Here is a 16145-nt window from a genome sequence, read left to right as displayed (position 1 = left end):
CTTTCCCTTGTATTACAAGGGGATAGCGCTCCTGACAGAAACCTGTCCTAGTCCTGAAAGTCGTTTTTGCCACAAATTTGCCACACTTGAACGTGGCGGGAATGGTCGAAATGGCAACAATCAGGAATCGCGGCGAGTATCAGTGGGAAGCGCAAATCCGCCGCAAGGGCTATCCAGCCCAAAGAAAAACCTTCGAAACCAAAGCCGATGCCCAAGCCTGGGCGCGCATGATCGAAAGCGAAATCGACCGAGGCATTTTTGTCTCTCGCGTCGAGGCTGAACGCACTGCCTTTCATCAACTCATTGATCGCTATATCTCCGAGATTGCTCCGAAGCACAAAGGCGCCTACTCGGAAATCAAACGTCTGGAAGCCCTTAAGCGTCATCCATTGGCGACACGTATCGTTGCCACCCTCACCTCTTCCGACTTTGCCCGTTACCGCGACGAGCGCCTGAAGATTCGCAAGGGCAATACGGTTAAGCGTGAGCTGGCTTTGTTTCAGTGCGTGATTGAGGTCGCTCGCCGGGAATGGGGAATTCATCTCGCCGAGAATCCGGTGCGGATGGTCAGCCGCCCTAGCTATAACGACGAACGCTCGCGACGCCTGGACCCAATTGAAGAACAATACATCCTCAGCGCCTTGGAGCTTCGGGCCGTGCCGATGGAACCTATGCGGACGCCTCGCACAACCCTTGGATACGGTCCATCGTGCAACTGGCAATTGAAACCGCCATGCGGCGTGGCGAGCTATTCGAGTTGCGCTGGAAGCATGTGAATCTGGATCGCAAAACCGCTCATCTTCCAGCGACCAAGAACGGGCTACCAAGAACCGTCCCACTCTCCCCGCGAGCTATTCAGCTGCTCAAGGACTTGCCACGCTCACTTTGCGGCCGAGTCTTCCCCACCACCGCAGACGCTCTCAAGAAGGCCTTCACTCGCGGTTTGGAGCGAGCAAGGACGAAATACTTAGGAGATTGCGAACGCGCTCTGGTAACGCCCCAGGAAGACTTTCTGCTCGATCTGCGCTTCCACGACCTACGCCATGAGGCCACCTGCCGGCTGGCCACCAAACTTCCCAATCTGATTGAGCTGGCCAGCGTGACGGGACACCGCGAGGTGAACATGCTGAAGCGTTACTACAACATCACCGCAGAGGAACTCGCGGCGAAACTTGCTTGAAAAGCATTCAAGCCTTGGGAGCATGCCCGCTCGCTGCTTTGCTCATCGTTCGAGCAGTTGAAGCTAGCTCGTGACCACTTTAAAACATTCGATAACCTACTCACGATCTGCATCCCAAGGGCGATTCCGCGAATTGAGGACGGACAGAATTTTGCACAGCCAGCGACCCCCCATACACCTATGAAGCCAACCGAGAGCAATCTACGCCTTAAGAAATATTTCACAATTACATTGATAAAAAGTGAAATGTTGCCACAATAGGCTAACAACATTTCATAGGTATGCCCATGAACGAGCAAGAAACCTCCGCAGGATCTGCTGAAGTCGGACGACATCTCATGCAGGTTCGAGACAGAGCCGGCCTCAAACAAGGAGAGCTAGCAAAACGCGTCTCTTTGAGCCCCGCAGTCTTATCACGTATAGAAAGTGGTGAGCGCTCTATTACAGCCGCGGAAGCTCAGGACATCCTGATGCAAATCGGCACACCTGAGGCTACCGACCTTGCACAAGCACTCCAAAGGAATTGGATTGTGCTACCACGCCCTCCTCTTGATCATCCCGAGCAGGAGATTTTATGGGAAGCAGAACTGGTCGCTGCAGAGCTCGTTGAGCTTCGCAATCGTCCCGACACACCTCATGCGTTTGAAAGCCGTCTTTCTGAATACATTGAAGAGTTAAATCGCTGCGCAGGCCTCCTCCTAAAGCGTGACCACCAGATAGCCTTTATCGGCAGTATCGGCGTGGGTAAATCCACAGCAATCTGCCAAATGACTGGCTTAGTGTTTCCAAAAGAAGACGGATCACCTACTCCGATTCTTGAGGTAGGCGGTGGCGGGATCACCGTATGCGAAGTCCATCTGCGTACAGGCCCAGACTATGGTCTTCTAATTGAACCCAGAAGCGATGATGAAATCCGGCAGGACGTAAGCGATCTTGTAGACCACATTCTGAAAAGTAATGCGCATCAGGACGATGACGGTGCGGCTGAATCGCAAGGCATTTCAAAGGAAGTTGCCCGAGCTTTGCGCAACATGGCTGGCCTGGCCGTGCAGCGCCTAAAAGGTGCAGATGGAAAACGCATCCTCAAAGACCCGGCAAAGGAGCTAGCAGAGATATACAAGACACCTCGCGAGTTTCTCGTCGAAGTTCTGAGCCGCATGGAGCTCCATCGCCGAGACCGACGGGACATTTGGTATGACAGCGCATCTGGAAAGTCACCCAAGGTATGGCTAAGGGACACGTTCTCTGCGATTAACAACGGAAGACATCCAGAAGTCACCCTTCCAAAGCGCATTGAAGTAGTTGTTCCTGACCGCCTGCTCAACACAACTGATTTGACAGTTCGCATCATCGATACCAAGGGTATTGACCGGACGGCTGCGCGAGAGGATATCGAGGTTCATTTGGATGACCCGCATACTCTCGCCGTGCTTTGCTCACCATTCAACAACGCTCCGTCTGCCGAGGCCAGGCTCTTGCTCGAACGTGCGAAAGACGCTGGAGTGAGGCACTTAGACATTAATGCTGCCCTGCTAGTGCTTCCGCGCCCAAGCGAAGCAATGGCGATGAAAGATGACGCGACCGGAACTCCGGTGGAATCCGCCGATGAAGGCTATGACTTGAAAGCGGAGCAGGCTTCTTTGGCTCTCGAACCCCTCGGCTTGCACGACTTGGCCATTGGCTTCTATAACGCGAATGAGGATACGGCCAATCAAGCTCAAGATTTTTTAATTTCAAGGTTAACTGAAGCTCGAAGAGCGTTCAGAGCGCGGACTTTGGCCGCCACGAATGGCGCACGCGAGGTATTGAAAAATCATGGCGAAGAGCGAGTTCGAGCAGTACTTCGAGATGCCAGCGAAACGTTACATACCTGGATAAACGCCAATGATTCTGTACCCACAGTAAATGCCCAGGTCGAAGAAAGCTTGCTGGCCCAGATACAGATCGCTTATGCGGCCACAGTAAGAGCCGCTGTTCGACGAGAAGGGGAATGGGCTCAACTTAGCTATTCTCACCACATCGGTTACGGCGCCCGCCGCATTGCCGTTGTCGCCCTTAGCAAGATCGTAGAGCAATTCACGGGGCACTGCAGGTTGCTGGCTGCAACCCCCCGCTACACAGAGGCAAAAGAACTTATTACACAAGCAGAACGGGTTCTGATCACAAGCTATGAAGATCTCTTGCGCAAAACCCAACTGATGGGTCAAACAGTATTCAAAGACGCATTAAAAGACGACCCCGCTTTCTGGCAGGCTTGCATGCACGAATGGGGATTGGGACCAGGATACAAATCTCGCGTAGCCACCCATAACCGCGAATGGTTCGATAATGAGTCTCGTCAAAAATTGCAGGAAGAACTGAAGGCGCTCATTGATCGTGAATGGCTTAGAGCGCTTAAAAATGTTTCCGAGCTGCTGGAGCCTATCCATTGACCAATCTAATTGAGTTCCTGACGGGCTACAGTGAAGTAACCATGCTGAAGCAGCACTACAACATCACCGCAGAAGAACTCACGGCGAAGCCAGCCTGACAGTCAGTCGATAATCTCAAGACTCAGGGAGCGCGCTAGCTCCCTGAGCTCTGAATCCGTTCGAACTCGGTTTAGCGCGATCTCCTCGCGCTCCCTCTGCTTAAGCAGAAAGACCTCGTTGAAACACTCGATAACCTGCTCACGGGTTAAGTCCGAGATCGATACCCGGCGCTTTAGAGTGTTCAGAATATTGCGCGCACTGAGCTGAGCCGCCTCCCGCAGATACGTCCTCAACAGCAAATCGCGAAAAACCCAATCACTGACCCACTCCTTCGATAAAGCCCAAAACAACAGCCGTTGATAGGTATCCCAAGCCATGCGCGTTCGGCCGCTCAGATAACGCCGCAGAATCCGTCCATCTGCATCCTTGAAACCGTAAATGCCGAGCTCCGTAAGCAATCGCTCCAAGGCGACCTTCGACATACCCGACTTGTGCAAAATCCCGGAGAACAGGTACTCCACCAGATCCACCGGAACGCGGATAACAAAGTTTTTCCGGTCCGCTCCCTGATGACTTTCAATCTCACGGAAAACGAGCTGAAAGACTTCTTCAGGATTGATATCGGATTCAAAGGATGATGGCTGCATGTACCCATTCTTTGGCTAACAGCCGCATCTGTCAAAAAGGTGTCCTAGTTGATCGCTCATCGATTGGCGAAAGCTGCACGTACTCCATAGCAACCGAGCGACAGTAGCGATGAGCGTCGATTACGAAACCATTCAAAAAATCCAGAAGCTTTCAGATGACGTGCTGATAGGCGTAGCCGAGGTCGCGGCGCTAACAGGATTCAGCGTGTTAACCGTGCGTCAGCGCAAACTGCCGGGGCTTGATCCCCTTCCGGGACTATCGCGGCTACGCTGGCGTCTCGGCGATCTTCGCCAGTGGATGCGCCATGGTCCCGAATGCACTTCGACTTCGCCAGTCAAGCCAGTGTTAAAAACTACGCTAGGAAATCGAGTTGGCCGCCCCGCGAAAAAAGAGCAAGTCGAGGCTAGAAAATGAGCACTCGTACACCTGCCTCCATTCAAAATTAAGCAGTGGTCACTTCGTTTATTAACGAGCCGCTAATGTCGCCAGAGCTCCATACCAATGACATCACGAATTCAGGGAGTAGGCGCCTTGCACAGCTCGCCAAACTTGAAGCTCAAGCAAGAGCGGCTAATAAGGCGCAGCCCAAGCCAAAGCCTGCGATTAAAAACCCAACGCTGAGAACATGGCCGGATGAGTTTCGCGGAGTACCGAATGCGTTCTTGCGGTCGGCGCTTTTCGGAGCAGTAAGGAAGGGCAGTCGGACTGATCTAAAAATGGGGGCGATAAACTCAATCGGGGGCGTGCAAATTTCTTATACAGGAACGCGTCTCGACCAGATTGACCTTTCCGTATGGCTAAGCGTCTTGCACCTCTCTCGACAGCAAATGCTAGGCCAGGAGCTCCGCTACAAGGCTTACGGCGTGCTTAAACTCATGAAAAAGACCGACACGGGTAAGAATAGGAAGCTGCTGCACGATCGCTTGCTGCGATTGGCAGCGTGCACCGTTGAGGTAGTGCTGGGTGATATTTCCTACACCGGCAGCCTGATCAAGCACTTCTATAAGGACGAGAATAGCTTGGAATACGTCGTAATCCTTGACGCCAGGCTAAACGCACTGTTCTCCAAGTCTGGCTTCAGTTACATCGATTGGAGTATTCGGTCTGCATTGGATGGCCAGCCACTCGCCCAATGGCTTCATGGGTTTTATTCGAGCCATGCAAAAGCTTACGGACTTAAAGTAAGAACACTGCACCAGCTCTGTGGAAGCGAAGCCCGCGAAATCTGGAAGTTCACCCAAACGTTATGTCGCGCGTTTGACGCGTTGAGCGCTGCCTACAACAAACACGGTAAATCATTCGAGTACGCCATTCGAGGTGATTTGGTACACGTCCAAAGACAGGAAAGCCTGACACAGTGCCGACATCTCTCGAGGGTGGAAAAAACAAAAATGATGCGTGCCGTCCTAGCGGGTAGAGAATACCGTTCTAGCAGGTAACGCTTGCCGTTGCAGCGGGTAGCGTAGCCCGTTCCAAAAGGTAGGCTATCCACAGTCAATAGTGCCTGTCAGCCTGATAGCACAAAGGCCGCAGCATGTGCCCCTGTAAAAACTAATCTTAACCTAATCAGTACTAATCGGATCTCGGACGGAAGTTCGGCCCCTAACGAGCAGTCGAGAGATTGTCCGCAGCCGGCTCAAACGCGGAAGATGGATGCTATGGCTAACCGGAGTCGTACCACCGTTGAGCGAATAATTCTCCAAGCCCGGATATGGGGATGGGATATGTCCTGGTCGTTCAGCATGGCCACGCCGACCGATACCAGGCGAATCGGACACCATTATTCAGAGCACACTGCGATCAAGCTTTACGGCTCCGTCCGATACCCTGAAGCATTCAAATACCCAGCCCTAGAATGCTACCTATACGTTGACCCATTACTCCTAAGCGACAAGTCGGTTCCTCGCTGCATCGGTTCCATGCAGGCGACTGGCAAAAAACTCATCGTATATGTCGCCGTTCACAATGACCGCTTCAACAGCTTAGTCATCGCTGCAAGTCGACTTGTCGCCCTGGAGATCAATGCGGAGCCGCTGAGATATCGCAAGGCAAAGGTGATGGGTATCCACCTAAGCACCGAGCTGGAATCTGATTGGTAATGGTTTTTTGATCATCGGAGCGCTAGTGTCCAGTGCTCGTTTACTAGCCCTGCCCCCCGGCGACAAGAAACTATGACAAGGTCCAAAATCCTCATTCCTCGTCAAAGTAATCGCTATCCAGTTTCGGCAGTTTGAGAAGCCGGGACGTTACCCCAACCTCGTAGTCCATCATCAGGTTGACCAGGCGGATGCCATCCACCAGCACCATGCCTTCCACTGAACGGACAAAGTCGATTCCTTGAGCAGTGAAACCTGACGTAGTAATAAATACCCCTCGCTTGGCCTTTTGCCCGGCAAGTGCTCCATAGAAAGCTTGCAGCTCAGGACGGCCTACAGTGCCTTGCCAGCGTTTTGCTTGGACATAGACTTTTTCCAGCCCGAGCTTATCAAGCGAGATTACCCCGTCAATTCCGCCATCTCCGCTACCACCAACACGCTGCAAATCGTTTCGGCTAGCCCCGTAGCCAAGGCTGTGCAACACGTCGAGCACAATAACTTCGAAGCGGTTGGGGCTGACTTGTAGCAGGTTATCCAGTAGATCTGCTGCTGTTGCATCACGTAGCTCACGCAGAGCCTGTTCCAACCGATCGTCTGGGCTCACAGTTGCTGATATCGGTGTATCTGCACCCTGCTCTAGCCCATCTAGCGGGACGGCATCTGTGGGGCTCCTAAGCTTCACGTCCATGAAGCCGATGGCGAGTTGTTCAACCTGATCCGCCGTGAGCGGTGACGGGTGCTGTGTGGAATAAGCAGTGCCAGCTTCGGTGAGTCTCCAGTAGCCTCGTTTGGCGCTGGAGGATAACCCTGCGCGCTTGAGACGGTCGTGAGCCCATCCAGCGCGGTTCTTATAGGTCGCTTGCCCACTCGCAATCAGCTCTTGAAGCTGTGGTTCAGATAAATTCAAAGCCCGGGCCGCAGCTTCATGCGCGTCGCGTGCTGTCGCGCCTTCCGGATTCGCCGCCAGGTAGCGCAAGATCGGCTCAATGAATTTGTCGTATGTAGGAACGGACATCAGGATTCCCTTCGCAAGGTTGCCAGCGTGGGCAAATGTGGTAAGCCGCATGTAATCCGGAGTTTGGATAATTATGTTTGAGGTCTGTGCCTGATGATCGTGGAGTGAATTCAAAAGACAGCTGCTGCCTACGACCGCCCATGCAGAGCCTGGGCAGTAGCAGCCAGCCTGATCACTAATTGATAATGACCTCGCACTACTCTGTGAAACTTGCGAACTCCGCAATGAAAACGACGACCCGCATGCCGGCACTCTCGCAAGAGTCGTTCGATACATGGAGAGCTATTTGCTCTTAGCGAACGCTGGCGGGGCAATGCGCTGTCGGCGCTGGCTTGGATTGACAGAGTCAAGCAGAACTTCCTTGATGCGCTGAGCAGAAATCTCTGTAGTGGTCTAATGAAACCGGACACCCATTTAGGCGAGAATGCTCGCCAGATCGAGGTGTCAGATGACTAAACAACGCCGCTCCTTTACTCCTGAATTCAAGCGCGAGGCTGCCGACCTTGTGCTCAAACAAAACTACAGCTACATCGAAGCCAGCCGTTCACTCGGCATTGGTGAATCGGCATTGCGCCGCTGGGTTGACCAGATTCAGAAAGAACATAAAGGCGTCACCCCGCAGAGCAAGGCACTGACTCCGGAACAGCAAAAAATTCAGGAGCTGGAAGCCCGGATTGCTCGGCTTGAGCGAGAGAAATCAATACTAAAAAAGGCTACCGCGCTCTTGATGTCGGAAGATCACGAGCGTTCGCGCTGATTGACCAGTTGAGGGCACATGAGCCGGTTGATTGGCTGTGCAAGGTGTTTGACGTCACTCGCTCGTGTTACTACGCCCAGCGCCTGCGGCGCCGCACGCCGGATGTTGAACGGCTTCGATTGCGTAGTCGCGTCAGTGAGCTGTTCTCGCAAAGTCGCAGCTCTGCGGGCAGTCGCAGCATCCTGTCGCTGATGCGTGAAGACGGTGAGCAACTCGGTCGATTCAAAGTGCGTAGCTTGATGCGCGAGCTTGATTTAGTCAGCAAACAACCCGGCTCCCATGCCTACAAACGAGCAACAGTAGAAAGACTGGATATCCCGAACACATTGAACCGCGAGTTCGACGTGCCAGCGCCCAATCAAGTCTGGTGCGGCGATATCACCTACATTTGGGCGCAAGGAAAGTGGCATTACCTGGCTGTCGTCCTGGATCTTTGTACGCGTCGGATCGTGGGCTGGGCGCTGTCGGAAAAGCCAGACGCTGAGCTGGTGATCAAAGCGCTGGATATGGCTTACGAGCAGCGTGGCAGGCCTTCGGATCTGCTATTCCACTCGGACCAGGGATCGCAATATGCAAGCCGACTCTTTCGCCAGCGGTTGTGGCGATACCGCATGCGCCAGAGCATGAGTCGACGAGGAAACTGCTGGGATAACGCACCGATGGAGCGCGTATTTCGCAGCTTGAAAACAGAATGGATACCGACCGTGGGCTATCGAACTGCGCAGGAAGCACAGCGCGATATCAGCCATTTTTTGATGCATCGCTACAACTGGATTCGGCCTCACCAATTCAACGAGGGGTTGGCACCAGCGCGGGCCGAGGAAAAACTTAACGTCGTGTCCGGGATTAGTTGACCACTACACTCGAGCTCTTCGGGGGAGGCGTTCTGGATAGCACAAATCAACCGCTCACGATTGGAGCGCTTCAGATCCATAATCTCGGCGAAGCTACTTTCATCGTCACTGGATTGTTCCATAACAACCTCCAAGGCATCTTGAGAGCATCACCGGAGAACTACACGGCAGTGTCAAATAGCTCTCTCAGATTCGTCACTTTAGTCTTTGTGCTTCCGCATCACCACAACCGTCCAAAAATCGTCTCACGCTTATCAACGTCAAGGGGGCACGCGTGCTGCTTATACACTCCCCCCTTTATCAGAAAATCACTCAAGGCTAGGGGTAATTCGGTAAATCCTAGCTGTCGCTCTACCGTCTTTCTCGTCATCCAATCGTCGTATCCTCAGCCACTGATGGATGATGCATTTTTTGCTTATGTAATCGTTTTGAATTCGCCTTTTTTTCGTACCTGTGGCGTCACCTCAATGCCACGCCTCCTTTATCCCGACTATTACCGGCTAATGCAAAACTCGTCTAAATTCTGAAAGGAAAGACTAGGACAAGGTAGGGTTTGTGATACCGCCAGTCCCTGGCGACTCACAACCGGCGCGCACCAGTCGTTACACTCCCTTTGCTTGCCTACCGTCCCTACTCAGGGCAAGCCCCGAGACCCCAACAACTGGAAAAGGAAAGCTCATGAGCCTTAGCGAACAACGCCGACGCACAGGATGGCTGCCGGCAATTCGTTGTTTTGAGGAAGAGGAAGCACTGGTACGCGAGAAAGCCCACGACAGCGGAATGAGTGTTGGTCAGTTCGTACTGGCCGCCGCATTGAAGCGACAGACCAGAAGCAAAATTGACTCCCACGTAATCAATGAGCTGCGGCGTCTAGGTGGCCTTCAAAAGCATCTTTTCACCGAGGGCAACGGTGCGCTTTCCAAGGAGTACGCAAATATTTTGGTTGAGATAACCGAGGCCATTAAACGTATCGGGTGTTGAGGTAAACCCGTTGGCGCCTTGGTGACTCACAGCTCTGTCCGTATCTCATGCAATGCCAGGACTTCGTGCTCTGCTAGACCATGACTGCACTGTTCCAACCCTGCCGTCGAGCTGAGCACTTGGTGCTCGATTTCCTGTTGCTCCAACAATCTTCCCAACAAGATGACTGGGCGTGATAAGACGGAGAGCGGAGAACAGATTGAATGGAGGAGCTTGCCAGCACGTTGACCGCAATTGCTAGCGGTTTGCGGTCAAAACCTCCAATTGATGATTGCGTTTTTCCATCTGATATGGCATGCCAAAAAATCAATTCATCGAATCGGAAGAAATGTTCTGAGCCGTTGCGTTAGGTCTTGGATAGCAACCTTGTCAGCAATACCTAATCCTTCGAGTAAGCTCTCAGCTATGAGAGCATGAAGAAATGAACCAGAATCTCAACCCTGACCTTCCACTCAGCAGGGCAGTATTGGCCGATTCTGTTAAAAATCGGTTGCCCCAGGCTCTTCGAACATCGATGGGTGAGGACACCTTTTCTTCACGCTACAGCGTGAAATCCAAATCTGGAAGAGTCTCTGCTGAACGTAAGGATTTCAATCGAAGACGCGTACTATTTGGCCATGGGGTCCAAGACGGACGTTTTGGCCCGTTTACCATCCTGTCCGCCTGCTGAAGATCTGCGTGTGCGGTCAGCTCAAGCGTATACCGGCCGGCACCTCGAACGCGAAGCAGGATAACGCCGAAATGTGACCTGATGACTACCGTTGCGATAGCTGGAGGGTCACAATAATCAATATTGAGTGAGCCGAGTTGGTGAAGATGACGCTAAAAGAAAATCAGATCGAACAAAGCTTGATCGCCAAGCTAATCGATCTCAAATATACCTACCGCGACGACATCCGTGACAAGGCCACCCTTCAGCATAACTTTCGGCAGAAGTTTGAAGCTTTAAACCGCGTTCATCTCACAGACGATGAATTCGACCGTCTGCGCGTCGAGATCATAACCCCGGATGTTTTTGCCGCCGCACAGGCTTTGCGTGAGAAGGGTAAGTTCACTCGTGAGGATGGCACCCCGCTGGAATACATGCTGGTCAATATCCGGGACTGGTGCAAGAACGAGTTCGAGGTTATCAGCCAGCTTCGCATCAATACCGATAACAGCCACCACCGCTACGACGTCGTCATCCTAATCAACGGCTTGCCGATGGTGCAAATCGAGCTGAAAACCCAGAAAATCAGCTCGCGTCGTGCCATGGAGCAAATCGTCGACTACAAAAACGAGCCCGGTAACGGCTACACCAATTCGCTACTCTGCTTCATCCAGTTGTTCATCGTCAGCAACGAAAGCGACACCCGCTACTTTGCCAACAACTGCAACCAGCACTTCAGTTTTAACGCTGAAGAGCGCTTTTTGCCGATCTACCAGCATGCCGACGATAGAAACAACAAAATCGCCCACCTTCACGACTTTGCAGACGACTTCCTTGAAAAGTGCAGCCTCGGCCGCTTGATCAGCCGTTATATGGTTCTGGTGCAAAGCGAGCAAAAAATCCTCATCATGCGCCCGTATCAAATCTATGCGGTTAAGGCCATCGTTGAATGCATCCACCAGAATCGCGGTAACGGATATATCTGGCACACCACAGGCAGCGGTAAAACCCTTACCTCGTTCAAGGCCTCCACCCTGCTGAAAGACAACCCCGACATCGAAAAATGCATGTTCGTTGTAGATCGTAAAGACCTCGACCGTCAGACCCGCGAGGAATTCAACAGATTCCAGGAAGGCTGTGTCGAGCACAATACCAACACCGAAGCCATGGTGCGCCGCATGCTGTCGGATGACTACTCCGACAAGGTGATCGTCACCACCATCCAGAAGCTGGGCCTCGCACTGGACGAAAACAGCAAGCGCAACAAGGCAAAGCAAAAGGCTGGTAAACAGACTTACAAGGAACGTCTCGAACCCATGCGCGATAAGCGTGTCGTCTTTATTTTCGACGAATGCCATCGCTCCCAGTTCGGCGAGAACCATAAGACAATCAAGGAATTCTTTCCCAAGGCGCAATTGTTCGGATTTACTGGCACGCCCATCTTTGACGAAAACGCCACCTATCAGCAGTTTGATGGCACTGTCGGCTCATTCAAAACCACCAAAGACATCTTCGAAAAAGAGCTGCACGCCTACACTATCACCCACGCCATCGATGACAAAAACGTTCTGAGTTTCCACATCGACTACTTCGGTAAAGAAGGGGATAAAAAGCCAAAGAAGGGGAAGATACCGCCGCCCGAAGCCGTCATCAACGCCATACTGCAGAAACACGACAGCGCCACCAACAATCGTCGCTTCAACGCAATACTTGCCACGGCCTCCATCAACAACGCCATTGAATACTACGAGCTATTCAAAGCCATACAGGCAAAAAAGCAGGCCGAAGATGAAACCTTCGAGCCGCTCCTCATCACCTGCGTTTTCTCGCCCCCGGCAGACGGAAACAAAGACGTACAGCAGCTACAGGAAGATCTTGCGCAGGAAAAGGAGGACAACAAGCAAGATCCAGAGAAAAAGAAGGTCGCGCTAAAAACCATTATTGACGACTACAACCGCCAATACGGCAGCAATCACACCATCAACGAATTCGACCTCTATTATCAGGATGTTCAGCAGCGCATCAAGGATCAGAAATACAGCACCGCCGATTACTCGCGTAAAAACAAGATCGATATCACCATCGTGGTGGACATGCTACTCACCGGCTTCGACTCAAAATACCTCAACACCCTGTACGTGGATAAAAATCTTAAACATCACGGCCTGATCCAAGCCTTATCACGCACCAATCGAGTGCTCAACGACAGCAAACCCTGGGGCAACATCCTCGATTTCCGCTATCAGGAAAGCGAAGTAGACGACGCCATCAAACTCTTTTCCGGTGCGGCCATAGACCGAGCGCGGGAAATCTGGCTGGTCGACCCCGCCCCCAAGGTAGTGGAACAATACCAAGCAGCCGTGGACGAGCTGAAAACCTTTATGGCCGCCAAGGGACTTCCCTGCGAACCGTCGCAAGTACTCAACCTCAGGGGCGACACTGCTAAAGCGGAATTCATCAACCACTTTAAAGAAGTGCAAAAGCTCAAGACCCAACTAGAGCAATACACCGACCTTGATGAGCAGAGTAAACAGACCATCGAGGAAAAACTGCCCACCGATAGCCTGCGCAGCTTCAAGGCCATGTATCTCGATACCGCGCAAGAACTCAAACGTAAGCAAGGCAAAGGCGACGAAACTTCTCCGGAGGTGGAACAATTGGAGTTCGATCTGGTGCTGTTCGCATCCAGCCTCATCGATTACGACTACATCATGGGGCTGATTGCCAAGTCTACTCAGAAGACCGGCAAACAGAAGATGACCCGCACCCAGATCATCGAACTGATTAGCGCAAACGCGAACCTGATGGAAGAACGCGAAGAGATAATCGCCTACATCAACAATCTAAAAACTGGCGAAGTGCTGAGTGAAAAAGAGATACACGACGGCTATCAGGCATTCAAAACGCGCAAGGCTGCTGCTGACTTGGCAAACCTCGCCAACACACACGGCCTGCAAACCGAAACGCTTCAAGCTTTTGTCGACTCAATTATGGGGCGCATGATCTTCGACGGCGAACAGCTCACTGACCTACTTGCCCCACTAGGGCTGGGTTGGAAAGCGAGGCGTGAAGCCGAACTGGCATTGATGGAAGACCTAGTGCCTTATCTGCAAAAGCTTGCGGGTGGGCGCGAGATATCGGGATTGAATGCGTATGAGTAAGCAAGAGAATAAGGGATTGGTGCCTGAGCGCCGCTTTCCGAAGTTTCGGGATGACGGGGAGTGGGAACTAAAAACCTTTAATGAGTTGTTTACCATTGGAAATGGAAGAGATTACAAGCATCTGGCAAGCGGTGACGTCCCAGTTTACGGCTCTGGCGGCTACATGCTTTCAGTTAATGACTACCTTTATGATGGTGAAAGTGTTTGCATCGGTCGAAAAGGCACAATTGATAATCCAATCTTCCTTGCGGGTAAATTTTGGACTGTCGATACCCTTTTCTACACCCACTCTTTCAAAGAGTGCTTGCCAAAATTTATTTATGCAATCTTCCAGCAAATCAACTGGGTAAGCCATAATGAAGCAGGTGGTGTTCCAAGCCTGTCAAAATCCAATATCGGGAAAATAAAAGTTGCAGTTCCGAAGCCGGCCGAACAACAAAAAATCGCCGATTGCATTTCCTCAATCGATGAGTTGATCATCGTTCAAACCCAAAAAATCGATTCCCTCAAGACCTATAAAAAAGGCCTAATGCAGCAACTCCTCCCCTCCGGAGAAGAAACCGCGCCAAAACTCCGCTTCCCGGAATTTCGGAATCAAAGAGAGTGGACAACATCAACAATCGGAGATATTTGTCGCAATATTGCATCTGGGGGAACACCATCTAGAGCGATACCAGAATATTGGAATGGAGACATTCCCTGGGTTTCAACCACGCTGATCGATTTCAATACAATTCAAAAGGTGAATGAGTACATCACTAAAAGTGGGTTAAGTAATTCACCTGCAAAAATCTTTCCCAAGAACACAATATTGATGGCGATGTATGGCCAAGGAAAAACAAGGGGCAAGGTAGCAGTTCTTGGCATAAACGCAGCAACCAACCAAGCGTGTGCGGCACTTTTATTGAAAAAGGGAATGAATACCGAGTTTGTCTTCCAGAACCTTGCTGTTCGATACGATGAGATCAGAAGGATAAGTAATCCGGGGGGACAAGAAAATTTAAGTGCGACTTTAATAAAAAATATACCATTTTCATATCCGGATATAGAAAGTGGGGAACAGCAAAAAATTGCTGACTGCCTCACCTCCATCGACCAGATTATTATAGAGCAAGCCCAAAAAATCGAATTCCTCAGGACTCATAAAAAAGGCCTGATGCAGCAGCTTTTCTCGGCCATTGATGAGGCGGATACATGAGTGTTAGGCCAAAAATCCACAAATATAAAACTCTTCGCAATGCTGTAGTGCGGTTAAGGGATGACCTGAGAGACGCTGCTAACGGTGGTGTCGATTTTGTATTACTTTATGCATATAACGGCACTGGCAAAACTCGCTTATCAATGGAATTTAAGGACGCAGGCAAGCGTAAGAAAGGCATTAGTCGGGACACACTTTATTTCAATGCGTTCACTGAAGATCTTTTCAATTGGGATAATGACCTTGAAAATGATACTGAACGGACTTTAGACATTAACTCTGCCTCTAAATTCTTTGCTGGATTTAGGGAGCTTGCGTTAGAAGAAAAAATATTCGCATACCTGGAAAGATATGCCACTTTTAATTTCAAGATAAATTACGATACTTGGAAAATTGCTTTCAGCAAAGTGGTTGTCAACCCAAAGTTTCGGCCTGGCTCTGACGAACCAGAAACAATTACCCAAAACAACATTAAAATATCTCGAGGCGAAGAAAATATATTTATCTGGTGTATTTACCTAGCGATCTGTGAATTAGTGCTAGATGGAGCGGAGGCTTACAATTGGGTAAAATATCTTTACATTGATGATCCCATCTCATCACTCGATGACAATAATGCAATCGCTGTTGGATCGGATTTGGCTAAGCTTCTAAGGCGGTGTGCCGGGAAGGTCAAAACAGTTATATCTTCGCACCACAGTTTGTTTTTTAATGTGATGTGTAATGAACTGAAAAAAACGGCACACACGTCATATTTTATCTTTGGAACACATAATAACGGGTATAGCCTACAAGCAACTACCGATACTCCATTTTTCCATCATGTAGCGATGCTCAGCGAGTTGAAGAAGGCGTCGGACACTGGCAGGCTCTATGCTAATCACTTCAACGTTCTTCGGGGCATTCTAGAAAAAACATCCTCTTTTTTTGGGTTTGAAGCTTTTTCGAGCTGCATTCATGGAATAGAGGATGAAATTTTATTCTCTCGCGCCTTGAATCTCTTAAGCCACAGCGATTATTCACTATTCGACCCAAAAGAGTTGACTGAAGATAACAAGCAACTATTTAAAAATATCTTACAGGGATTTCTGAGTCGCTATGCGTTTGACTTGCCAGAAATCCACCCCTAAATTGT

The 16145-nt window shown here is 50.8% G+C and carries 13 protein-coding genes; 11 read left to right on the top strand and 2 right to left on the bottom strand.

All coding sequences use genetic code 11. The features are described from left to right. Positions 1–101: 101 nt before the first annotated feature. The 3 genes from JIO00_RS29695 to JIO00_RS00940 all read left to right on the top strand — a co-directional run bounded on the left by JIO00_RS29695 (position 102) and on the right by JIO00_RS00940 (position 3612). Positions 102–776 (top strand): Shufflon-specific DNA recombinase, encoded by a 675-nt coding sequence (locus JIO00_RS29695; RefSeq protein ID WP_234452922.1) that lies wholly within the window; start codon positions 102–104, stop codon positions 774–776. Next, positions 734–1180: a site-specific integrase gene (locus JIO00_RS29690; protein WP_234452960.1), complete on the top strand. Its 447-nt coding sequence runs from the start codon at positions 734–736 to the stop codon at positions 1178–1180. Before JIO00_RS29695 ends, JIO00_RS29690 begins: the two co-directional genes overlap by 43 nt. Before the next feature lie 287 nt (positions 1181–1467). After that, positions 1468–3612: a helix-turn-helix domain-containing protein gene (locus JIO00_RS00940; RefSeq protein ID WP_200667439.1), complete on the top strand. Its 2145-nt coding sequence runs from the start codon at positions 1468–1470 to the stop codon at positions 3610–3612. 101 nt (positions 3613–3713) lie between these two features. On the opposite strand, the gene JIO00_RS00935 is transcribed toward JIO00_RS00940, so the two are convergent. Then, complete coding sequence (locus JIO00_RS00935; RefSeq protein ID WP_200667437.1) at positions 3714–4298, bottom strand: hypothetical protein; 585 nt, start codon at positions 4296–4298, stop codon at positions 3714–3716. A gap of 109 nt (positions 4299–4407) precedes the next feature. Here JIO00_RS00935 and JIO00_RS00930 point away from each other — a divergent pair, with 109 nt between their 5' ends. From JIO00_RS00930 to JIO00_RS00920, 3 genes are all read left to right on the top strand, one after another. Further along, entirely contained in the window at positions 4408–4713 is a 306-nt protein-coding gene (locus JIO00_RS00930) for a helix-turn-helix transcriptional regulator (RefSeq protein ID WP_200667435.1), read from the top strand. A 65-nt stretch (positions 4714–4778) separates the two neighbouring features. Continuing rightward, positions 4779–5738: a plasmid replication initiator TrfA gene (trfA, locus tag JIO00_RS00925; RefSeq protein WP_200667433.1), complete on the top strand. Its 960-nt coding sequence runs from the start codon at positions 4779–4781 to the stop codon at positions 5736–5738. Positions 5739–6023: 285 nt separating this feature from the next. Next, positions 6024–6398, top strand: a complete 375-nt coding sequence (locus JIO00_RS00920) for a hypothetical protein (RefSeq protein ID WP_234452921.1) — start codon at positions 6024–6026, stop codon at positions 6396–6398. Positions 6399–6489: 91 nt separating this feature from the next. Here the strand turns inward: JIO00_RS00920 and JIO00_RS00915 are convergent, their stop codons facing one another. Next, positions 6490–7410 (bottom strand): restriction endonuclease, encoded by a 921-nt coding sequence (locus JIO00_RS00915; protein WP_200667429.1) that lies wholly within the window; start codon positions 7408–7410, stop codon positions 6490–6492. A gap of 448 nt (positions 7411–7858) precedes the next feature. On the opposite strand from JIO00_RS00915, the gene JIO00_RS00910 reads away from it, so the two are divergent. The 5 genes from JIO00_RS00910 (at position 7859) to JIO00_RS00890 (ending at position 16140) form a co-directional block, all read left to right on the top strand. After that, positions 7859–9021, top strand: a protein-coding gene (locus tag JIO00_RS00910; protein ID WP_200666142.1) for an IS3 family transposase whose coding sequence is annotated in 2 segments (ribosomal slippage) — positions 7859–8114 and positions 8114–9021 — 1164 coding nt in all. Because the reading frame shifts where the segments join, the coding sequence is not laid out codon by codon here. Positions 9022–9699: 678 nt separating this feature from the next. Next, on the top strand, positions 9700–10002 hold the full coding sequence (gene mobA, locus JIO00_RS00905; RefSeq protein WP_178903070.1) for a plasmid mobilization protein MobA: 303 nt from the start codon (positions 9700–9702) through the stop codon (positions 10000–10002). Positions 10003–10818: 816 nt separating this feature from the next. Next, a complete protein-coding gene (locus tag JIO00_RS00900) occupies positions 10819–13812 on the top strand; it encodes a type I restriction endonuclease subunit R (RefSeq protein WP_200667427.1) in 2994 nt (997 codons plus the stop codon). Further along, positions 13805–15010, top strand: coding sequence for a restriction endonuclease subunit S (locus JIO00_RS00895; RefSeq protein ID WP_200667425.1), 1206 nt, complete (start codon positions 13805–13807; stop codon positions 15008–15010). The genes JIO00_RS00900 and JIO00_RS00895 overlap by 8 nt, the downstream gene beginning before the upstream one ends. Continuing rightward, positions 15007–16140 (top strand): AAA family ATPase, encoded by a 1134-nt coding sequence (locus JIO00_RS00890; RefSeq protein WP_200667423.1) that lies wholly within the window; start codon positions 15007–15009, stop codon positions 16138–16140. Before JIO00_RS00895 ends, JIO00_RS00890 begins: the two co-directional genes overlap by 4 nt. The last annotated feature ends 5 nt before the right edge of the window (positions 16141–16145 follow it).

It is taken from the genome of Pseudomonas sp. SW-3, assembly GCF_016615645.1.
GTDB lineage: Bacteria > Pseudomonadota > Gammaproteobacteria > Pseudomonadales > Pseudomonadaceae > Aquipseudomonas > Aquipseudomonas mandelii.
The sequence above is the reverse complement of the archived record's forward strand: the minus strand, read 5'-3'. Positions and strand labels throughout refer to the sequence as shown.